This is a genomic window from Microcoleus sp. S1D4, assembly GCF_036700765.1.
Lineage (GTDB): Bacteria > Cyanobacteriota > Cyanobacteriia > Cyanobacteriales > Microcoleaceae > Microcoleus.
On sequence record NZ_JAUBPP010000004.1, the window covers coordinates 193550 to 216297 of the forward strand.

Sequence of the window (22748 nt, forward strand, 5' to 3'; positions counted from 1 at the left end):
TCAAATTAGCCCTTGTAGGGACACGGCAATGCCGTGTCCCTACGGGGATCGCTCGGTGTACTTCATAAACTTGCAATCTGCTGTAATAACTATTAAAATTAGATGCGCGAGAGCTGGGAATTGGCACTTCCATCAATTCAATTTTAATAATAATAACGCATATGAATTCTCGGATTGAACAGCGCTTCTACAGGTTTTCCGCCTTTGAGGTGCTCTTCCACGATCGACTGTACATCACTCGGTTTAACTCGACAATACCAAGTTTCGTCTGGGGTGACTCGCACAGTCGGGCCTGTGTTGCACTGTCCCTGACAGCTACAAGCTTTAACTATCACTCCTGCAACGGGTTGGGCTTCAAAGGCAGCGAGCACTTCTGCTGAACCATTTTTGAGGCAAGATTGATACTGACAAATTAATACACAGCGCTCTTCTGGTTGGGATTCTGGTGCTGGGGCTGGAGATTCTGGCATCGGTAAGGATTTATCGGCTCTTTAATATATCTTAACAATCTTGTGGGGTCGATCGCCCGCGTGCTTCTAGACAAACTGCAGAATTCGTGAGGGCGATCGAAAAAAAGCTTTCAAATTCTGGCATTCAAACTTTTTGGGTGCTGCTAGTTGGTAACAAATCTCTTCGGCTTCGCTGCCTTTCTTGGGCCTGTGTCACGGTTTCCCTATATGATCGGATTTAGAGCAAAAAGTCAATCAACCGCCAATCATGCCCAAAACAGTAGCCGATGTGATGAGCCGCGAGCCGATTTTAGCGCGTCCCGAAATGCCTTTGAACGAAGCGATTAAAATCTTAGCCGATCGACGTATTAGCGGTCTTCCCGTCGTAGATGAGAATGACTTGTTGGTAGGAGTCATCTCCGAAACCGACTTGATGTGGCGGGAAACCGGCGTAACTCCGCCCGCTTACATCATGGTACTCGACAGCGTGATTTATCTAGAAAATCCCTCGCGTTACGAGCGAGAACTGCACAAGGCTTTAGGACAAACAGTAGGAGAAGCGATGAGTAAAGATCCAGTTACCATCAAGCCCGACGAATCTGTCGCAGAAGCTGCAAAACTAATGCACGATCGCAGCATTCACCGATTGCCGGTAGTTGATACAGAAGGCAAAGTAATCGGCATCCTCACTAGGGGAGATATTATCCGGTCGATGGCTGCCGAATCTTAATTAATTGTTTTCGTTGAAGGATTGTATCAAAAAATAAGTCGATCTTTCCTTCAATCTCCTTCGCTTTTGGCAATTACCTTTTTCCCAATTACCTTCTTCCCAATTACCTTTTTCCCAATTTAAAAATTCCATGAGTATTACCCCTGAGTCTGTCGAACAATTGTTGAATTCCGAGGATTTTGGCGAAAGGCTGCGAGGTGTCAACCAACTGCGAGAATTAGAACCTGCGATCGCCTATAAGTTGATTCAAATTGCGATCGGCGACAAAAATGTCCGCGTTAGATACGCTGGTGTGAGCCAAATGTCAACCCTCGGCACGCAGAATCTGCCGAACGCTTTAGAGGTACTGCTTAACAGCTTGCACAACGACCCCGAACCCGACGTGCAAGCAGCAGCAGCCGATGCTTTGGGCGCTTTGAAATTAACCTCTGCTTTAGAAGATTTGGAGCAAGTTTATAGCAGTACGTCTGAATGGCTGGTGCAACTGAGTATCGTCGCAGCTTTGGGAGAAATGGGAGATCCCAAAGCATTTCCCATGTTAGAAAATGCCATAGCTTCTGAAAACGAATTGATCCAAACTATAGCCATCAGTGCATTAGGAGAATTGGGAGATAAACGCGCGGTGCCGCTGCTGCTTCCCTACGCTGGTAATGAAGATTGGCAAATTCGTTACAGAGTCGCTCAAGCTTTGGGGCGGTTGGGCGGTACCGAAGCTGCCGCAGCTTTGGAAATTCTCGCCAAAGATGAGGTTGAGCAAGTTGCTCAGGAGGCTAAAATCGGACAGGAAAATAGTTTGAAATTGTGAGTTTTGAGTTGGGGATTTTGAATTATATCAATTCCGGTTGCACCGTCAGGTGATTGTTGACTGTTGACTGTTGACTGTTGACTGTTCACCGTTGACTGTTAACTGTTGACTAGATTTTATTATTCCGATGCAACCGGAAACGATATTAATACCAATTTCATAAAGTAGCGCTAGATATTACGCCCCCAATCGCCCAAAGCATCGGAGGGCTAAGACTTCATTGGCACATCTTGAGAAAAATGGTATAATTTACAATTTTTTGTGATGATTCTAGTAAAAACTTAGCAAGGGCGATCGCACTTGTTGCCTCAAAAATCCGGTTTTTTTTGAAATGTTTCGTAACCGGATGCAAAATTCCCAGAAACCGGGTTTCTCCCGCGCGCGATTCACACGCCGAACTCAGAAACCCGGTTTTTTTTGAAATGTTTCGTAACCGAATGCAAAACTCCCAGAAACCGGGTTTTTTGCCCCCGATTCGCCGCCCCTGCAACTGTCGCTACCTGTTAATCTCAAATCCTACCATTTGTATTGATGCAAAGGGCGATCGGACTAATTATCAACAAAACTACAGCCAAACTCTTGACATTTGCACTTTCACAACAGCTATAATCAAAATACATACAGCAGCGGCAGAGATTAACACAATGCTTGAATTGTAGGCCGCCAACTAATAATCGGGAAACTATCATTAAGACGGTAAGCCATCTACCAACACTCACCAAGTCTTAAAATTTTTAATCATACCCATGCTCGAACCACAAAATTTCGGTTCTCAGTCTGCAGACATTGTAACAGGAGAGCGATCGGTCTCTCAAATTTCCCAACCCACAACTAATCAAGACTTTATTTATAAAGTTTTAGAACTTACCAACGCAGAACGCAGCAAATTAGGTTTTTCCCCCCTAACTTTAAATACTCAGTTACTGAGTGCGGCGCAAACTCAGAGCGAAAACATGGCACTGCAAGACTTTTTTTCCCATACCGGAAAAGATGGTTCTTCAATGGGAAGTCGGATTACTGCAACGGGCTATCAATTCAGGGCGGCGGCAGAAAACATCGCTGCGGGTTCTTCTACACCCGAACAAGTTGTATCATCGTGGATGAACAGCACGGGCCACCGGACTAACATTCTCAACCCCAATCTCAAAGAAATAGGAATCGGCTACTATTTCTTAGCCAACGATACTGGCACAGAAAACTGGAATCACTATTGGACACAAGTTTTTGCGACTTCTCTTGACGGTAGCGTCAATCCCGCACCAACTCCGACACCCGCACCAACTCCGACACCAACTCCGACACCAACTCCGACACCAACTCCCGCACCAACTCCGACACCAACTCCCAACACATTAGTAGTAATTAATTCGCCAATACCGAATGCTACAGGGGAGGGCAGCCCGACAGCAGGGCCAAAGAATACAGCCAGCGACGGCAATTATTTCTTATCAGATAGTGCCGATACTCAAATACCGGCAAATGCTGCGGGATTGCCAATTTTTGCTCTTTCTGGTAAAGATAATCTCACTGGTGGAGAGGGTGTTGATAACATTAATGGAATGCAAGGTGCTGATACAATTAACGGCGCTGGCGGCAATGATAGTTTATGGGGTGGCAAAGATTCGGATTCAATTGATGGCGGTGCTGGTAATGATTTTATCAGCGGTAATAACGATAACGATCGACTGATCGGATCTGACGGCAATGATACTATTCGCGGTGGGAAAGAAGATGATATTTTGATTGGCGGTAACGGATCCGATTTGTTGGCGGGCGATCGCGGGCAAGATGTTCTGACGGGCGGCGCTGGTAATGATACGTTTGTATTGGCAGGAGGTTTGTCTGCTGCGGCTGCTTTAATTAGTGCGGATGTGATTACCGATTTTGGGGCAGAGGATAAGATTGGTTTGACTGACGGTATCGGATTTGCCAACTTGACTTTTGAAGCTGTGAGTTTGCAGTTGGATGGAGGCGCAAGCGTCGCTTCTACGGCGATTAAGTCTGGTAGTAATTATTTGGGCATCGTGCAGGGTGTAAGTCAAAGTCAGCTTACATCTTCTGTTTTTGTTAACGAGTAAAAAACAGCATATCGAGATTCCCGACTTCTTGGAGAAGTCGGGAATCTAAAAACAAGAGCGCTTTAGTGGTTTAGCTTAAAAGTCTGTGGTAAGAGCGATAGATTCTGCATCAGACTGAAGCGAGTCCTTTAGCAGTTTGGTGATTGTATCAGCGTTAGCAGGGCGACTGAAGTAAAACCCTTGACCTTCATCGCAGCCTCGGGCTTGCAGGTAGTCAAGCTGCTCCTTGGTTTCAATGCCTTCTGCGGTGATCGTTAACCGCAGACTTTTTGCCAGAGCAATGATCGCATCAGTAATGGTGGCGCTGTTCGGGTTAGACAGTACATCTTTGACAAAGGATCGATCGATCTTGAGCATATTAACCGGAAACCGTTGCAGGTAGTTGAGGGAAGAATAACCTGTGCCAAAGTCGTCTAGGGCGAGGGACACGCCAAGTTCTCGCAGTTGCGTTAAGGTTGTGACCGATCGCTCAATATCAGTCATCAAGGCACTTTCAGTCACTTCCAGTTCTAAATACGCAGCTTCGAGTTCCGTCTCGGCCAAAATTTGGCGAACCATCTCAACCAGATTCGTTTGCTCAAATTGTCGAGCCGACAGATTCACCGAAATCCGCAGGGCTGGCAGCCCAGCCAGTTGCCAGCGGCGGTTTTGAGCGCAAGCCGTTCGCAAGATCCATTCACCAATTGGCACGATATCGCCATTGGCTTCGGCGATCGGAATAAATTTTACCGGAGAGACCAAACCCTCTGTAGAATGCTGCCAGCGAACCAGCGCCTCCGTTGCTGTCACCCGTCCGCCGTGCAGGTCGATCAGCGGTTGATAGTAAACCAGTAGTTCGTTACGCTCCAGCGCTCCGCGCAGGCTATTTTCTAGGGCCAGTCGCTCCTGTAACTGAACGTTAATTTCGGGTGAATAAAACTGATAGTGACTCCGCCCTTGCTGCTTTGCCTGATGAAGTGCGAAGTCGGCTTGCTGAAGAAGTTTCTCTACAGAATTCGTATTTTCTAGATGGTTCAATGTAATGCCAAGACTGGCGGTGATGTGGATCGGGTTGCCCTTGATATAGAAAGGTTTGATCAGCGTACTCAGCAGCAGTTGGGATAGCTTGACCACACTCTCCAGCGAGGGGAGTTCGCTGCGAGCGATCGCAAACTCACCGTCACCCAAACGCGCCAAGACATCTGACCCATTGATGCACTCTACCACCCGTTGGGAAACGGCTCTAATTAGTAAGTCGCATATCTCAGGCTCCAACGCATGGCGCATCCCTGGGAAATCATCAATACCCAATACCAGCAATGCGACCAAAGGTGAGTGATTTTGAGATCGGGTTTGATTCAGGCGATCGCAGAATAAGTCACGATTTGGCAATCCAGTCAGTTCATCGTAGTGGGTAATGTAATTAATCAATTCATCTAGTTTGTAAAGCGTTTGTGAGGAATTTGCCATCAGCGTACCGACTTCATCAGTAAACTCTGTCGGTAAGTTCGGCAATGTTCTTGTATCGAGGTAGTTTTGTAGAGCCTCCGAGGTTAAGATTACCGGAACCAGGAGGTGGCGTAGCGTATAAAGCGTTGCTCCCGTACCCGCTAATGTCGCCAGCAGAGCAATCAGCAGAACCCGGATTGATGTCTCTAGAGAGTAAGCGTTTGAGGTAAGAAACCAGACCATTAAGGTTAGCAAAGGAACGTGCGTGCCTAAAAAAGCAACCACCATAATTTTGGCAGTGTAGCTTTTTTTCAGCCAGGGGAGATGCCCCAATAATGAGTATAGGTTAAGGTTAGGCTTTGGTTGCATAGGACTCGGTTTTAATTTTCAAGATGGGTAGAGTATCCAGCAGTATTGTACTAGGTGCGTTGGCTTCAGAAACTGCTTTTTTAAATAAGGAGCGATCGCCTCAAATAAAGCATCAGCATCCTCTACAAACGGTTCTAGTTCTAGCAAACTATCCAGGATAGTGTTGGTGTCTACTAATACCTTCATTTTAGGTACTTCTCCACCAAACGTTCTTCTAACATGGTTGCAACTTCGGCATCTGTTGGAGGTGGCATATCAGTTTTTGCTAACCCTCTGAGTCGCTTGGCCGCACCTTTGCGATCGCCCCGCAATCTAATTTTAACTTCGGTATTTTTTGGGAGTGGTGCATCAGTTTTTGGTAGCCCCGTCATGGGCTCGAGGAAGTTATCTGGTAGGGATTGTGGGGGTCTGAGTTCCCGTCTGATGGACTCAAAAATCGCATTGACTAGAGCTAATCTGTCGGTAACTGATAGTTTGTGCGCTTCTCGGCTTAAGGGCAGCCAAGCTATTTGGGGTATTTGGGATTCGTTCATATTTTTGATATTTTGATATTTTCTGGGTCTATTTTAGCAAATTTAGGACTTACGCATAGGGCCAGAAACCGGGTTTTTTCGAGAATACTTGGTTGTGCTTCGTAAATTTGGGAAAAAACCCGGTTTATTTGTCGGATTCACTCCTTCCCATCAAGCTAAATGCTGACAGTATTCTCACCCAAATTATCGATAAATTCTTGTAGCGAATCGCGCCTATTGCGAACAGAATCGCGGTTAGGAGCAATGGCTAACGAACGATTAAACATTTCCAGCGCCTCTTGCCAATTCTTAAGTGCTTCCTGTCTCTTAGATAATTTTTCTTGCAAATCACCCAGACATCGCAGCGCATTCCCTTTGTTGGTGAGAGCAGCGATATCATCCGGTGCAATAAGTAAAACAGAATTCAAGGCAGCGCTTACCTCAAAGTAAGACTGTTTTGCCGCCTCAAATTCACTTAGCTGTGCTTGCAATTCACCCAGACATCGCAGCACATTCCCTTTGTTGGTGAGAACACCGATATCATCCGGTGCAATAAGAAAAACAGAATTCAAGGCAGCGATCGCCTCAAAGTAAGAATGTTTTGCCGCCTCAAATTCACTTAGCTGTGCTTGCAAATCACCCAGACTTAACAGCGCCTTCCCTTTGTTGTTGAGAGCACAGATATCATCCGGTGCAATAAGTAAAGAAGAATTACAGGCAGCGATCGCCTCAAAGTAAGAATGTTTTGCCGCCTCAAATTCACTTAGCTGTGCTTGTAATTCACCCAGACCTCGCAGCGCATTCCCTTTGTTGTTGAGAACACAGATAGCATCCGGTGCAATCAGTAAAGCAGAATTCAAGGCAGCGATCGCATCAAAGTAAGAATGTTTTGCACCCTCAAATGCACTTAGCCCTACTTGCAAATCACCCAAACGTCGCAGCGCATTCCCTTTGTTGTTGAGAGCATTGATATAATCCGGTGCAATAAGTAAAGCAGAATTATAGGCTGCGATTGCCTCTGAGTAAGACTGTTTTGCCGCCTCAAATTCACTTAGCTTTGCCTGTAAATTACCCAGACATTTCAGCGCAATCCCTTTGTTCTTGAAAACCTCGATATCATCTGGTACAATAAGTAAAGCAGAATTATAGGCTGCGATTGCCTCAAAGTAAGACTGTTTTGCCGCCTCAAATTCACTTAGCTTTGCTTGCAAATCACCCAAACTTTGCAGCACATTCCCTTTGTTGTTGAGAGCATTGATATCATCCGGTGCAATAAGTAAAGCAGAATTACAGGCTGCAACTGCCTCTAAATATTCCTGTCTTGCCTCTACATATCGAGCCAACCGAGCATAGTAATTTCCCTCCGATCGCGAAACTCTACCAAGCCAATAATCACTTTTAATCCACAACTCATCTCTAACTTCCAGCAGCGCCTCGCATTCCTTATAGCGACTCTTGTCCAAAGCTTCATCAAACACCTCTTTCCATTCTTCTACACCCCGCTGCCAATCCAAGCGATTAGCATGAAAAATTGCCTCACCCGCATCCCCCACTTCCCGATAATGCCCCTCTAAAACCTCATGAGCCCTGCGAGTTTTCGGATTATCCCGATCGGCATCCAAGCGGCGCAACAAATCGTGAATCCGATACCAATTATTCCCCCGCTTTTGGGATTCCCAAACAAAGGAAAAGCCAGTCAACATCTCAAAATTTGCACTGCTTGCCTGGAAGTGACAACCAGTTCCTAATTTCACGTACAAATCCTCATCAAAAGCGCGGCAAGCACTCAGCGAATGCACGGCCGATCGCACTTCGCGATCCACATAAGTCAGCAACCGATCCGTTAACTCCGCAGTCTTATTTTCCAACTTCGGAATCCGCGCAAAATCCGACGCCAGCAACTCAATACCCCGCCTTCTTTCTGCCAGCACCGCATCCGCGCACAAACCCAAATAAAACGGATGTACCTGCAAATTATCCCAACTCTCATCGGGATTGACGCTGGCATATTTAATGACAGCATCTGCCAAATCTGCCTTGTAAATCTCCACTTTGTGCAAGTAATCCCTAGCATCGGCGGGAGACAAATGCCACACCAATTGTGCATCTATATAATCTGCAGGAATCGGAAACTTTGACGCATTCGGCCACCGCAGTTGTGTGACAGGACAATCTCGCCCCGCCACCACAACCACAATTCCCAATTTGTAATCCAATGCCCTCAACAACCGCCGAAACCACTCATCTTGATACCAAAAAGTTGCGCCTTGAGAATTACGTTTTTCCTCCCACATTTTCTCGTGAGTATCGAACAGCATCACGAGGCGTTCTGGCTTATTTTTGCCAGCCATTGCCGCATTCAAGTCCCCGGCTAATAATTTCGGCAAACAGTCCATTAATTCAGTATCAATATCTTTACGGCGAATTTGATCCGCCGTTTCGTCGCTGACACCCAGGCGCTGTTGAATTAATTTCATCACTCCCTTAATCCCGCTCAATTTAACTATGCCTTTAATCACGGCTACTGCTTGCGCCACCACCGGAAATCCTGCAAAAGTTTCAATAGCAGGTGTCACCAATTGAATTACATCATCGGGGAAAAGTTGGCTGAGAGTTGCGTCAGACTCGCCTTTGTTCAACAAATACCAAAAGCAAGCAAAATCATACTTGGGAAATTTAAATTTGTGTTTCTTGGTGGCTTCTGCGATATTTCGGCGCAGCATTAGCAAGCCATAAAATCTATCTTGGGGTTTATCTTCTTTGATAGGAATTAATCCGAAATCGTGTCTGACTGCGGGGATGGGAGTGTAGGTTTTCGGGGCGGCATTGCGGACAAAATTAGCAACTTCGGCGGCTTGTGATTCTGGGATTTCGCGCAATCGCTGCCAATCCTGCGACGGAAATATTTTGCAGCAGTGAAATTCCAAGTGTTTTAGCAGCAGTGACTTGCCGTTGCCTCCATCCCCGAAAAAATACAAAATTTGTTCGCGGGGCGGGTCTTCGTTTAAATAAAAGGCAAATCGGCGGGTAAATTCGTGTCTGTCTGTGAACAGTTGCAGTTGGCGATCGCCCGCGATCGATTCGCTTTCAAAGTCTTCGTCGTCAATTGGCATGGTTGTTCGGGTGTGGTGGTTTATGGATTAATATTGCAACGGCAGATTTAAGGCAGATAAACACTGATGAACGCAGATAATTTTAGGATATCTGATGAATGAGTATAAAAGGTCTGTTGTTAGCTGAAGTTTATTGCAAATGTTAATTCAAGGGTATGGGGCTATAGTTGCCGAAGTGCCTTCGGGTGAGGTTATCTTAGACAAGACGCGATCGCAAGCACAGTCATGGCATCTCCACACAATCCAAATTCGGCGGATTCATCTCTGAAACAGTCTCTAGAGGCTGGGTTAGCTGCTTTGAAACAAAAAGATTACCAAAGCGCGATCGCCCTTTTAGAATCCGTTACCCAAACCGCAGCTAATGGGCCGTCGGGAATCCGCGCGCAGATGGGGTTAGTCGCGGCGTACAAAGCAACCGGTAATGTCAAAAAGGCGATCGCCCTGTGCTCTTCTCTCGCCAAAAGTCCTAACTCTCAAGTCAAAACTTGGGCCGATCGCACTTTAAAAGAACTAACCCCGCCCCGCCCTCCAAAACCACCAGAAACTCCCCCCAAAACAGGCTTTGTCGCCTTTGATGACGGCACAAAATCGGCAGAAAATACGCTTGAGGGCGATGGCTTACGCCCCGCTTCGCTACGACCAACCGCAGACCAAAAAACCGGATTTTCACCCTTAGAAGCGACTGTCGCGCCAAAAACCACCAACTCCACACATATTTCACCGCCACCTCCACCCCCCAAACCACCGATTCGCCCCACCTCAAAAGAGGGCGATCGCCCACCATCTACCGCCCCCACAGAAACCGCAACCGATGCAGAAACTAGCAGCGAAAACAGTTCCGGTTCCGCAAAAAATATCGAACTCCCAAGCACAGAGACTTACCAACTGACTTGGCGCGAAGCAGGGCGCACAAAAAACCCGCAGCCCCTGAAACCGCTAAAATTGCTGAATTTTTGGATTGGGGCTGCTGTAAGCGCGATCGCCCTATTTTTCCTCGCCCGATTTGTCCTGCAATTGCTGCTGACAAACGCTAATTTTCTATTGCTTCAGTTTTACATATTTACAAGACTGCCTATTTTCGCGCCGATCCAACTTTTTTACCGCGATCCAACTCCCTTTGTGCAGATAGTTTTTGGATTGCTTTTGGCCTCATCTCCCTGGCTGACAGACGCGCTGCTAAAACTATTTTGCGGCATCGAAACCCTGCGCGGCTCAGTTTTATCCAAGCACAGCAAGGAAGCTAGCCGCGTACTCCGCAGTTTTTGTACCAAGCAAAATATGCCAACCCCTGTACTGAAACTCTTGCCGCTGAATGTTCCTGTGGCTTTCAGTTACGGCTGTTTGCCCCGTTTTGCTCGGATTGCTGTGAGTAAGGGGCTGTTGGAACAGTTGACGGATGATGAAATTGCGACTATTTTTGCGCGGGAATTAAGCCACATTTCTCACTGGGATTTTGCGCCGATGTCGCTGGCGCTGCTGGTGATTCAGATTCCTTACTTGATTTATTGGCAGGCGGCATACTGGAGTGAGAGGTTGTGCGATTTAATGACGATCGAGTTTTTGCGTTTTGCTGTGAGAAATTTGGCCGCTGCAATTTCTGCTATTAGTTACGGGATTTATAAGTTGTTGCGCTGGCCGATGTTATGGCTGTCGCGCCGCCGGGTGTATTTTAGCGATCGCACCGCTGCAGAAATTACGGGCAATCCTAACGGTTTGACGCGGGCGCTTGGTAAAATGGCGATCGGCATTGCTGCAAATATCGAACAGCAAAAACAAACTAGCTTTTTTCTGGAAAGTTTCGATTTGTTGTTACCCGTGGGAGTCGGACAAGCTGCAACCATTGGATCTGCAGCCTTGCGCGCGCCGCTGTCACAGATTTTGCTGTGGGATGTCACCAATCCCGATCGCGTCTGGCTGACGGTCAACAGCACGCATCCTTTGCTGGGAGAGCGTTTGAAGCTATTGGAACTTTACGCGCAATTCTGGAAAATCGAGACAGAGTTAGATTTGGCGAGTCTGTCGCTGGAATCACCGAAGAAACGAAAATTGTCTCTGTTTAAATCAATACTCGAATTTAAAGACTCAAAACTATTTTTACAGGGCGCGCCGTTTTTTGGAATTCCCATGAGTTTGGCCTTGGTGGCGCTGCTTTGGCTGATTGGCTGGATTTTTTCGCAGACGAGTATTTGGCGTCTGGATTGGCTTTTGGGCGATCGATCGATCTTTTGGGGCTGTTTGCCGATCGGATTTAGCATCGGTACTTTGATGCGGATCAATTATTTTTTCCCCGACATTACGCCACGAGAAACCGCTTCGCCCAGTTTACCCGAAATTTTGTCAAATCCCGATGTTTTGCCCGTAGATGCTCAACCAGTGCAGCTTTCCGGGCAGCTTTTGGGTAGGACTGGTATAGAAAATTGGCTGGGACAGGATTTGATTTTGCAAACGGCGACTGGTTTGGTGAGGTTGCACTATGTTTCGAGGTTTGGGCCCTGTGGTTCTTTGTTGCCGCAACCTACTCGCCCCAGCGATTTGATCGGAAAACCAGTTGTGGCGACTGGTTGGCTGCGCCGGGGTGCTAATGTGGCGATCGACCTCGAAACCCTCCGCAGTCAAGGCAGCCTAGTCAGTAACAGCGGACATCCGATTTGGTCTGCGATTTTGGCTTTTGCTGCTGCTTGTTGGGGCGCATACATTATTATCCAAGGCGGAAGATGAGGGAATTTGGCATTTGAGATTGCACAAAAGGTTCGTAGTACGGACTTCAGTCCGCACTACAAACCAATAGAACTCTTGCAAAAATACAGTTCACCCCACCCCAACCCTCCCCGAACTCGCGGGTAGGGGGCAAGATTATTCTTGTTTCCCCCCGCAGGAGGGGGGACTTGCGGGGGGTGAATTTGACTTTTGCAAGATATATAATGCTCTTCCCTCTTCCGTCTTCCGACGGACTTACATCCGTTACATCCGTTACATCCGTTACATCCCGTACATTGCTCGTTGCCGAACTTCCCTCTTCCTTCGTAAAGAAAAGTTGCTTTTTAAATGACATCCTGTTACATTTGTTTATATAAATTGGATAAAACAAAAATCGCAATAACTTCAGTGGGCTAAAACCGCTAAGGTATTGCGTCAAAATTGTCAACCTCCCAACACAGCAAGTTTAGCCAGCCGCTTGTCGGCTGTTTTTTTAGACTGGCAATTTTGCTGTGGGCGATGAATTCAGAAAAATGATTCTGATTGTTGTTTTCATCAAATTCGCCTGAAATATACCTAAATAGCTAGCTCTGTCACGCAGGTTGTGATACCTTTAAAGAATGGTCGGATGCTGCCGAGCCCGATTTAAGGGAGACCGGGTAAGCGAGCAGTTTTTAGGATTAAGAGCGAGATGAGGAGCGAGGTAAGATTACTGGGCCAAAAAATGTTAGCAATTTTATCCATCACTGTATTAAACTGAATACTGGCATTCCGATCGCTTGAAATGACATCCTTGGACATAAATTTCTACACGGCTCTGGCTACAAACATTCTGAATCAAAACCGCAAGCAAGAAATACAGAATAGCCAATAGCCTCAACATTTGAGTGATGACTAAAAGTTTACACAACAACCTGAGATTTCAAGGCTCTCTGCATCGGCGGTTAAGTTCCGGCCCGATCAGAATAAATCACCTTTTTTTTCTAAAAGGTGGGAGAATCTGTCAAGGTTGGTGGGAGGAATGTGCAAATTATGCGGTTATGCGGTCTTTCCCTGAAGTCAACATTCAGTTGACAGCAGGTAATTCGGTTCGAGCAAATTAATTAGAATCCTATTCTGGAGGAATTTTTCATGTCTATTCGTCTTTATGTTGGCAACCTACCCAAGGAACTCGATCGCCAAGAATTGCAAGAAGTTTTTGCACCCGAGGGCGAATCTGTTACCACAAAGGTAATTACAGACCGCAAAACAGGTAAATGTAGAGGATTTGGTTTTGTGACGGTGCTAACCGACGAACAAGCCGACCAAGTTATTGAGAAATATAACGGCTTGATGTTCAAAGAAAACCCGCTAAAAATAGAGAAGGCACTTCCCCGCTCTAAGGGTAAATCGGAGAAGGGCGAAGAAGATCAGCAGCAGTCATCGTCGCCTGCTTCACCGCAGTTGGCATCCGCATCAACAGCGATGCCGGTGCCTGCGCCGCAGCAACAGCAGCGCTCGGCTCCCCCAACTCAAGGTGGAGGGGGTTCTAGTAAAAGCAATCGCCGTCGGAGTGACAACAACAAGTCTCGCCGCAATCAGTCCACAACCACAGTGTCGAGCGCTGATTCTGGCTCGGTGCAGCCAGATCCACGCTGGGCGAGCGCTCTGGAAGAACTCAAGCAGCGATTGCAGGAAGCTCAAACGACTAATTAATCGAAAATGGCGGCGAATTGCTGCTGTCTTCCGACTGGGGTTGACTGACTCTGGAAGTGCGATCGAGAACCGACTAAAAAGCCTGTTCTCGATCGCACTATTTTATTCCAACAACCTCTAATATTAATTTCGGCTGCACTCATACATGATGTTAACGGTTAACGGTTAACAGCCAGCAGCCAACAGTCAACAGTGAATTTACAATTCCGATGAAGAGAGGATTTGATATAATATCTAGCACCCCGCTAAAATAATCGTCACCGTATCATAGGGCTGTTAACTGCTTTAATATCCTGTCCCCTCAATTGACAACTATAAGATTGGATCGCAGAAGCTAAAAGTAGTGTTTATTGCTCCCCAGAGAATTGGATCGTCTGAATAAAATCAAAAATCTTATTCATAAGATCCTCAACCTCCGACTCAATAGAACCCAATTCCTCCTGCTTCTCATAAATTCGCTGACAACTCACCGTGTAGCAAAAATCGTCAACGATCAAAGCCATAAATCCCCGGTAAGCATCCATCAAAGTAAGTTGACCGTCATTTTGTGGTACGCTGACATTAGCACTCCCAGGCAAATCTGTCACTACAAAATAAGCATTTTCCTCTTCTAAATATTCACTGTAGAGTAACTGAGAATTAGCAAATTTAGCCAGAACCGTGTCATCAATAAACTTGTTAAGAAACAAAGTAAGATAAGCCCATTCCCCCGCTGATTCGATTAATTTTTTCACATCACCAGAAAGCGGGAAATAATCAATTTTCAGCAAAACACCAAAATCGTCAGAAAAAGCAACAAAGCTTTTGTCATCCTCAATTTTACCGCCTCGTTGCCTCTCAACAGGAATCGAAACCACAAAATTGCCTAGAGCAGAAAAATACAACGCCTCATCTGTCTCGATATCGTAATTTTCGAGTTTTAGTTCCGAGTATCCAGCAATTACATCCTCAATAATTTCCTTAGCTTCCTTATCGCCTACACCTAATACTTCTTGAAATTCCTTGAGAAAAGCCCGATGCTTCTGAGACACTTCGCCATCTGCGACAAACATTGCTGCGGTAATCGTAAAAGTATCCAACACCAACTCATTTGGGAGTGATTCACAAGCCGTATTAAATAATCCTCCTAAACCGTCTTTGGCAAGAATACCCGCGAGTTTTTGAAGAGTTGCTGACATATCATCCTCCGAGTATTCAGCAAATATTTCTGAATCCCAAATTCTGCTTATCAAGATATCGGCACTCACATCAGGGTAATTTGCCTCCGCTGCGACAAGTGCTACCGCCGCGACGGATTCCTCTACACGCAACTGCATTGATGATTTATCTTTGGACTTGAATATTTGAGTAAAATTGCTCACAGGTTTTGCTCCATTACAGTATTTGGGAAAAAAAAGTTTATAACTCAATACGGTTCACTTAAGACAGATCCTCCCTAGCCCCCCTTAAGAAGGGGGGGACAAGAATGCCCTCAAAGTCAACCCCTACTCCCCTTCTTAAGGGGGATGCGAGGGGGATCTCCGGGGCATAAATATGTTAAGTGAACCGTATTGGTTTATAACTTATATCATGTCCGGTTGATTAGCATAAAGGTTAGCTCGTGCGGAGTAAAGTCCGCACTACTAACCAATCTTATTGTTAAAATTAGATGCGCGCCAGTTTATTACCAAGGACTGCCAATTATTGTAAATCCTGCCCAAAATTTTGGGTGAGATAAATCTGAATTTGCTATTTGTTCGACTTTAGTAAGATCGATCGCCCTTTGAGTTCCCACCAACTTACCATCTTTAAATACTACCTGTTTGCGAATCATCGCCAGTTGAGCTTGTCTCAGGGCTTCAGCTTTAATCGGAGCCGATCGCAAATTAGCATAAAACTCCGTCATCAGCGCCAAAGTCGTAACATCCTTAACCTTCCACAAACTCGCCAAAACTGATTTTACACCGCTGCCGACTGCCAGCCCCGCAAAACCCATTTCCGCTGTCGGATCGCCGATCGCAGTTTCGCACGCACTCAGCACCAATAACTGTACTTGTCGGCGATCGTACCACTTAGCCAACCGAAATTCATCCAGCGGCAAAGAGCGCTTCCAAAAATCAATTTCAGCTTCGCTGCGCCCGTATTGATTTTGCGGAAAACTCGCGTGAGTAGCCAAGTGAATAATATCAAAAGATTCTTGCTGGCGCTGTTTTATGAGATTTTCTACCGTAAAATCTTGATTGAGAAAAAAGCGGCCAGGCCACAAGGGCAATTCCGCAGGATTTTGCCCCTTACCGATTGTACCGGCGATCGCAGCTAATTCGATCGGCACTGCCGGCAAAGCAAGTTTATCGATAAATACCGAAGCACCCATTGCCAAAACTTTCGCGTTTTTCAAACTTTGATAACTCGTGCTAGTCAAGCTAACACTGGGAATTGAGCCGAGGCTGTACTTTTCTACTAAAAATTGCTTGCCGTCGTGCAAAGCAGCTAGCGGCAACTGGCGCAAACCCGCATCGAAAGAAAACACTAACGTATCGACATTTAACGCTTCTATATCTGAACTAATCGGCGCAATTAACCACTGGTAAAGTTTCTGAGCAATTGGCAAATATCTTGTATCTGCTGCATCATTTGGCTTAGCCAAAAAGTGGTGAAACTCTTTCACTGTTTTTAGCAAAGTTTCGCTGTTGACAGGAATTTTTTTGATAATCGGAGGGCCGTCGGGAACTACTAATACTAGCCACAATGCTTCAAAACGGACTAGCGCGTAAACAATAACCGCTTGCTTCCCGGTTTCCTCTTTGATTGTTTTGAGAGTTTCTTTCAGATATTCAATAGTTACTTGTTGGTCGGTCAAATCTTCGCCATAATAATTTTCATAATCTTGTTCAAACAGTTTATCAATTAGACCAACAGCATCATTACCATTACCTTGGTCTAATGTTTGTTCGACGCTCAACCTGCTAATTTCTAAGGGAAAAAGATTAGGGATGGCTGCGGGTGCGGTTGTTGGTGCGGGTGCGGGAGTTGGGGCGGGTGTTGGTGCGGGCGCGGGAGTTGGCACGGGTGCGGGTGCGGGAGTTGGTGCTGGAGTTGGTGCGGGGGCGGGAGTTGGCGCGGGTGCTGGAGTTGGTGCGGGAGTTGGCGAAAAAGTGATTTGGGGAATGTTGGCCAACCAATCAGGCTCTATTTGAGCAACTGGCGGCTCAATAGGCGCAGGATCGGGAGTTGAGACTATCCATCCGTCCGGTTGTTCTGTAGCAGAAGAACCAAGTTCTGGCGGATTTTCTGGCGGCTTTTCCGAAGGCGGTATAAAAGTAAGATTGGGTGCTTTCTCAAGGGGCGGTGGTGTGAGCGAAAAGTTGTTCTTTGAGTCAGAAAATGCCCATTCAAAAGTGTTGCCTCCGGTTTCAGGATTTGGGGTGATGGTGGTTTTTGCTGCTAATAAATCGCCAATTAACAAGCCTAATTGCTGTTGCGGAGTTTGGCTTTGAGTGGGTGCGAGAATCGGTGCGGGAATCGGTGCGGGAACGGGTGAAACAGAAGGTGCAGGTACGGGTTGAATTTGTCCTACAGGCGGGTTGTAAGGGGCTTGAAGGGTTGCGGAGGCTGGATTTTGCCCGATCGCACTTGGAGAAGCGATCGCACTTGGAGGAGCGATCGCACTTGGAGAAGCGACGGGGGCGGTGAGTTGGGCGATCGAGGGAATTGTCGGCGTGACGGATATTCGGGCGGCTGCGCCCGGTGTGGTTGGTGTAGAAGGCTGGGTGGGAAGCCTGCGGGGCGGCAGTGTAAAGAAATTGGTGTTTAGCAATTCTTCGAGTTCGGGAAAATTCTCGAATACGGGCGCGGGTGCGGGTGTTGGTGAAGGAGTGGAAGATGGAGTTTGGTCGATCGGGCGATCGGGTATTGGGGATGCAGTCGCCGTCGGTGAGGCCGTTTCAGTTGCCGGCGACGGCGACGCAACAGCCGTCGGTGCGGTTCTTGTAGCTAGGGTTATTGGCGACGGAACAGCCCTCGGCGCGGGTGTGGCGGCGGCTGTTGGAGATGGAGTCGCTGTCGGTGCGGGTGTGGCGGCGGCTGTTGGAGATGGAGTCGCCGTCGGTGCGGGTGTGGCGGCGGGTGTGGCGGCGACTGTTGGAGATGGAGTCGCCGTCGGCGCGGGTGTTGGTACGGGCGTAATGGGTGAGGGAACCGAGTTAATTTGAATGCGCTCGCGATTGGATGCGAGACTGGGGTCTTGTCTGTGAGTGTAGGGATAACCGATCTCGGGCAAAATCGTTTGTTTGGGATTGCTATTTCCTCTAGTAATTGCACCAGCAGTTCCATTTTTCTCGGAATTGCCGACAATAAAAGGCGTGATTCCCGCGCCCCCGTGGTTGATAATTATGAAGCCGCCGCGATCGTCTCCTGGACTGGCGGCCGTAGAGATGCTAGCATTGATGCTGTTTCTGTCTGAGAACGAATTGGGCGATCGAAAAAACCTTTGAGTCAAAATCAAAACATCTCCGCCCCTACCGCTTTCCATACTTTCAGCGTTAATTAAACTCAGAACAATGTCGCCCGCACTGCTGCGGTTAATGGCGCTGACATTGCCAGCATTTCCCTTGGCCGAAGAGTCAACTTCTCCAGCATTAATATTACCATTGGCATCGAGAAATATATTGCCGCCATTACCAGCGGCCGAAGTGTTGATATTGCCTGCTGTGATATTAGTTCCCGCATTCAAATCAATATTGCTGCCATTATTTTGGGAAGTCGAGTCAAGATTTCCTGTTTTAATTTCTCCCTGTTCGCTATACAAAGAAATCCCGGCTTCCGAAGTAATTTTTTGAGCGGTAATGTTATTAGTTGCAGTAATATCAACCTTCACCGTATTGCTGGGAATATCATCTTGAATATTGACGCTGTTGAGAGGAGTCAGGCTGCCGATCGCACCGCCAAACTGAACAACTCCCGCATTTGGCTTGACCGCGAGATTGTACGGCCCGTCAATTGTAGAATTAAAAGTAATGTCGCCCATCTCCAGAATGTTAACAGAGAGGTTCTCAGACAATGTTACCGGAGCAGCAAATGTAATATTGTTGCGGTTAGTTTCGATAATTCCGCCCGCAGTAATACTATTTGCCTTGACATCTATATTACCGCCATTCACAGTGGTGCTGGGAGCAAAAGTGCGGGAATTAATACTAGATGTCGCCACATTTTCTTTAGCATTTATGACAACATTTCCGCCTTTGCCATTGGCCGCGGCAGTAATCAGCGGGCCAGCAGTTGTGTCAATATTACCGCCGCTTTGAATGCGAAGATTGCCGCTATTTGCATTGAAGCCACTCAATAATAGGGCGCTACCAATTCCTGCTGTACTGATGTTGGTTCCAGCTTCGAGGGAAATATTGCCGCCGTTGTTGCCGCCGATCGCATTGATGATTCCGCCAGTAGTATCGATCGCCCCGCCACTTTTAAACGTGATTGAGCCGCCGTCTTGATTGCCGATCGCCCGGATGTCGCTGGTAGTAATGTTGCCAGTGCTGGCGGTAATATTAACACTTCCACCCTGCAATTTTCCGCCAGAATTGACATTACCTATTTGAATATTACCGTTAATCGTAGATAGAGTAATGTTGCCACCATTCCCATTAGGAGAACGAGTCGATAATAAATCTAAGCTATATCCTGGTATTTCACTTGGTGTTTCTATGCCATTCTTAGCTTGGAGGTTGATATTGCCAGCATTGCCACTAATATTAGCTTCGGTATTGAGAATGCCTGTGCTAATTTTACCATTCATGCTAGTGAGGCTAATATTACCGCCGCCAGTATCACCTGATATGTACACGCCTGAAATGCTTAGAAGATTAATATCGCCATTAGCCAAAATGGTTACATTACCGCCAGTACCCTTGCTGTCAGATCGGGCATCTATGGAGCCAGCTACTGAGTTTGCCGATCCAATAGAGATCGCACCTCCACTTGAAAGAAAAATATTACCAGGAGTATTACCAATTGTATCGATCTGACCTGGAGAAATTATAATGTCACCATTGGTAGTCTTGAGGGTAACATTCCCACCCGTTGGGCCTTGAGGGCCACCAGCGCTGATGCTATTCCCATTAAGATTAATTCCATTACCAGCCTCCATAGTTATATTACCACTAACACCATTACGAGAATCGGAATTAACACTCCCTTTTAAGCTAAGGCTCTTATCACCTATCAACGTTATTGCCCCACTATTTTGCAAGGCAGATGAACCAATGCTATTAGTAGTAATATTGCCGCCCGCACTGAGATTAATTGCGCCACCTCTGTTAGTTGAAGTGAACAAGGAACTTTGCAACTGACTTGTAATGATATCGCCCTTAGTGTTGGTAATATTAATATTTCCACCCTGCAATATACCAAAAGTATTTACGCTACCAATATTAATATTTCCATTAGTAGTAGATAAAGTAACGTTGCTGCCATTGCCGTTACTAGAAGTACCCGCGATAATTCCTGTTGTCGGTGTTGTGATGCCACTGTTAGCTTGAATTGTAATATTTCCAGCAGCGCTATCGCCCGTTGCATCGATCGTTCCGATATCAATTGAACCGCCGCTCGTAAGTGCGATCTGCCCGCCGTTTTGAATCGCCTTTACATTGAGATCGCCAGTCGTAATAGTGCCACCTGCATTCAAAGTAATATCGCCGCCATTCTTGAGACTGCCCAGACTAAGCCCAGTAGAAAGTGTACCTGTAAGGATGTTGCCTCCAGCAGTTAAAGATATTATACCACTACTATCATCCATTGTCTGACCTGTATTAATACTTCCTGTTTGAATGTTGCCTGTGGCTTGCATAATTATAGGGACTGTATTATTTAAAGTAGGACTATAAGCCCAAAAGTTTCCTGTTTGAATGTTCCCGCCAGATTGTAAAATTACCGCTCTAGAACCGCCCCAAATCAATTCATAACCCGTAGGAGGGCTACCATAAGCTGCAGCGGTACTGGTAATTCTTATATCTCCATTAAAAACAATATTCCCCGTACCCGAAGTCGTATCTATTTTGATAGATGGACCTATATAAGTTCCCGAAATAATAATGTCATCTATAGCTTGCATAATTACAGGCCCTGCGTTCTTGGTTAGAGAGATATAAGTATCAATACCTCTTGTTTGAATCTTGCCGCCAGATCGCAAAATTACCGCTTGCGAAGTACGCAGAATAAATTCATCCGTGCCGGGAGCACCGCTAGTAATAGTTGTGTCTGGACTCGTAATACTTATATCGCCTGTAAAAATAATATTTCCCGTCCCCGAAGTCGTATCTACCTTGAGGGATGCACCACTGTAACCCCCTGAAGTATAATCACCAGACTGCGTAAAAATCGGATCGTACAAACTGGTAAAATTAGCAGGTTTACCCGACAAATCGAGAATTGACATATTACTGCCACTGCGAAAATGAGAATCTGTAGATATGATGCCATCACTCGCCAAAGTCAAATTTCCACCGCTAATAAACGGCGTTTCCAAAAGATGATTCAGCGCCAAAATATCAATACTTCTATTACCTTGAATATAAAGATTGCCGCCAGCATTCGCCACAAACGGATTCGCCACACTGTCGCGCACCCGCACCGTATCGTCAGCCAGCAAACTCAAATCACCAGTTGTACGCAACAGACTTTCAACTAACGTCAAATTGCCATTAGCTGACAGAGTTGCATTCTGGGCAGTTACTTCTTTAGCAACAACATCCCCATTCTCTACCTGCACGCCACCAGTTAATTCTACTTGCCCTTGAGCATTCACTATCACCCCCGTGGCACTTCCCCCACCACCAGTCAACAACTGCGGCAAAGATGCAACTGGTAACACCCAACTTTGCGGCAAACTACCAGCCACAGATTGCGGTTGAATCTCCAAACTCAATAAATTTCCCGGCTGACTAATTCTAACTAAACTTTGACCCGGAACCGCCGCCACAATAATATTTCCTCCCGGTGCAGCAAGTTGTCCCGCACTCAAAACCGTGCCGCCCAACAAACTAATATTTTGTCCCTGATTCACCGCCAAATTACCAAGATTAATAATTCCTCCCGGCTGTAGATTTGTAAAAGCAAAAGTATTCGGATTTTCGACTAAATCTGTATAATTATTCGTGCCAACCGCACTAAACCAATTATTGCCAAAACCGATTCCTGTTGCAGTAGTCGCCGTGAAAGAACCGGGAATATTCAAACTAGAATTTGCACCAAAAACAATCCCCGCCGGATTCATTAAAAATAAATTAACATTGCCGCCCGTAACTTGAATTATGCCGTTAATCAGCGAAGCATCACCGCCGACAACTCGCCCTAAAATATTGCGGATATTGGGATTTGAGATAAAATTGGCAGTTTGTCCTTGAGTTAAACCAAATTGCTGGAAACTGTGAAACAAATTAGTGCCATCGCCGGATTGTTGGCCGCCTTGGATGTTGAATTGATTGCCATTCGGTGTGATTTGAGTATTTGTGCCGTCAGCAGCGGGAGTAATTTGGGCCGTGGCTGTTTGGGATGGGGTGAAAAGTCCGATTTCCCCAGTTACTAAGCTGGTAAAGGAGAGGAATGTTAAGATAAATATATTTTTTGTATGGGCTACTTTCATGATTTTTATTATTAAATTAGATTGCGATAATAAATTTCTCAATAATACATAATATCACAATCTTGTAGCGGTTCCCCTCGCCCAAATATTTGACACCCAACGACGAATCGTATAAACCCGCCCCACCACACGATTAATTCAAATATACCAATCCCGTAGATACTGTTAACAGTTAACATCATGAGGAGTGCAAGCGGAATTGGTACGATCTGTGCTTGTTGTTTGAGGTACTCCAAATGTTATTGAGTAAGTCCA

13 protein-coding genes are annotated in these 22748 nt (G+C 46.2%); 5 read left to right on the forward strand and 8 right to left on the reverse strand.

Annotated elements, in window-relative coordinates; all coding sequences use genetic code 11:
* Positions 1-143: 143 nt before the first annotated feature.
* Entirely contained in the window at positions 144-470 is a 327-nt protein-coding gene (locus QT998_RS06480) for a (2Fe-2S) ferredoxin domain-containing protein (RefSeq protein ID WP_333088971.1), read from the reverse strand.
* Positions 471-717: 247 nt separating this feature from the next.
* Here QT998_RS06480 and QT998_RS06485 point away from each other — a divergent pair, with 247 nt between their 5' ends.
* From QT998_RS06485 to QT998_RS06495, 3 genes are all read left to right on the forward strand, one after another.
* A complete protein-coding gene (locus tag QT998_RS06485) occupies positions 718-1179 on the forward strand; it encodes a CBS domain-containing protein (protein WP_194013033.1) in 462 nt (153 codons plus the stop codon).
* Positions 1180-1309: 130 nt separating this feature from the next.
* Positions 1310-1984 carry a phycobilisome degradation protein NblB gene (nblB, locus tag QT998_RS06490; RefSeq protein WP_333088969.1) on the forward strand — a complete coding sequence of 225 codons (675 nt, stop codon included), beginning with the start codon at positions 1310-1312 and terminating at the stop codon, positions 1982-1984.
* A 746-nt stretch (positions 1985-2730) separates the two neighbouring features.
* Entirely contained in the window at positions 2731-4062 is a 1332-nt protein-coding gene (locus tag QT998_RS06495) for a CAP domain-containing protein (RefSeq protein ID WP_333114765.1), read from the forward strand.
* A gap of 75 nt (positions 4063-4137) precedes the next feature.
* On the opposite strand, the gene QT998_RS06500 is transcribed toward QT998_RS06495, so the two are convergent.
* The 4 genes from QT998_RS06500 to QT998_RS06515 all read right to left on the reverse strand — a co-directional run bounded on the left by QT998_RS06500 (position 4138) and on the right by QT998_RS06515 (position 9484).
* A complete protein-coding gene (locus tag QT998_RS06500) occupies positions 4138-5778 on the reverse strand; it encodes a putative bifunctional diguanylate cyclase/phosphodiesterase (protein ID WP_333114767.1) in 1641 nt (546 codons plus the stop codon).
* A gap of 99 nt (positions 5779-5877) precedes the next feature.
* Complete coding sequence (locus QT998_RS06505) at positions 5878-6045, reverse strand: hypothetical protein (protein ID WP_333088966.1); 168 nt, start codon at positions 6043-6045, stop codon at positions 5878-5880.
* Positions 6042-6392 carry a hypothetical protein gene (locus QT998_RS06510; RefSeq protein WP_333114769.1) on the reverse strand — a complete coding sequence of 117 codons (351 nt, stop codon included), beginning with the start codon at positions 6390-6392 and terminating at the stop codon, positions 6042-6044. Before QT998_RS06510 ends, QT998_RS06505 begins: the two co-directional genes overlap by 4 nt.
* Positions 6393-6547: 155 nt before the next feature.
* On the reverse strand, positions 6548-9484 hold the full coding sequence (locus QT998_RS06515; protein ID WP_333114771.1) for a tetratricopeptide repeat protein: 2937 nt from the start codon (positions 9482-9484) through the stop codon (positions 6548-6550).
* A 225-nt stretch (positions 9485-9709) separates the two neighbouring features.
* On the opposite strand from QT998_RS06515, the gene QT998_RS06520 reads away from it, so the two are divergent.
* Both QT998_RS06520 and QT998_RS06525 read left to right on the forward strand, forming a co-directional pair.
* Positions 9710-12202, forward strand: coding sequence for a zinc metalloprotease HtpX (locus QT998_RS06520; RefSeq protein ID WP_333114773.1), 2493 nt, complete (start codon positions 9710-9712; stop codon positions 12200-12202).
* Positions 12203-13312: 1110 nt separating this feature from the next.
* Positions 13313-13876 carry an RNA recognition motif domain-containing protein gene (locus QT998_RS06525; protein ID WP_333088961.1) on the forward strand — a complete coding sequence of 188 codons (564 nt, stop codon included), beginning with the start codon at positions 13313-13315 and terminating at the stop codon, positions 13874-13876.
* Here QT998_RS06525 and QT998_RS06530 read toward each other — a convergent pair.
* The 3 genes from QT998_RS06530 to QT998_RS06540 all read right to left on the reverse strand — a co-directional run bounded on the left by QT998_RS06530 (position 13873) and on the right by QT998_RS06540 (position 22493).
* Positions 13873-14019 (reverse strand): hypothetical protein, encoded by a 147-nt coding sequence (locus QT998_RS06530; RefSeq protein ID WP_333088960.1) that lies wholly within the window; start codon positions 14017-14019, stop codon positions 13873-13875. The genes QT998_RS06525 and QT998_RS06530 overlap by 4 nt on opposite strands.
* Positions 14020-14223: 204 nt before the next feature.
* Positions 14224-15237: a tellurite resistance TerB family protein gene (locus QT998_RS06535; protein WP_333114775.1), complete on the reverse strand. Its 1014-nt coding sequence runs from the start codon at positions 15235-15237 to the stop codon at positions 14224-14226.
* A 302-nt stretch (positions 15238-15539) separates the two neighbouring features.
* Positions 15540-22493 (reverse strand): CHAT domain-containing protein, encoded by a 6954-nt coding sequence (locus QT998_RS06540; protein ID WP_333114777.1) that lies wholly within the window; start codon positions 22491-22493, stop codon positions 15540-15542.
* Positions 22494-22748 lie beyond the last annotated feature (255 nt).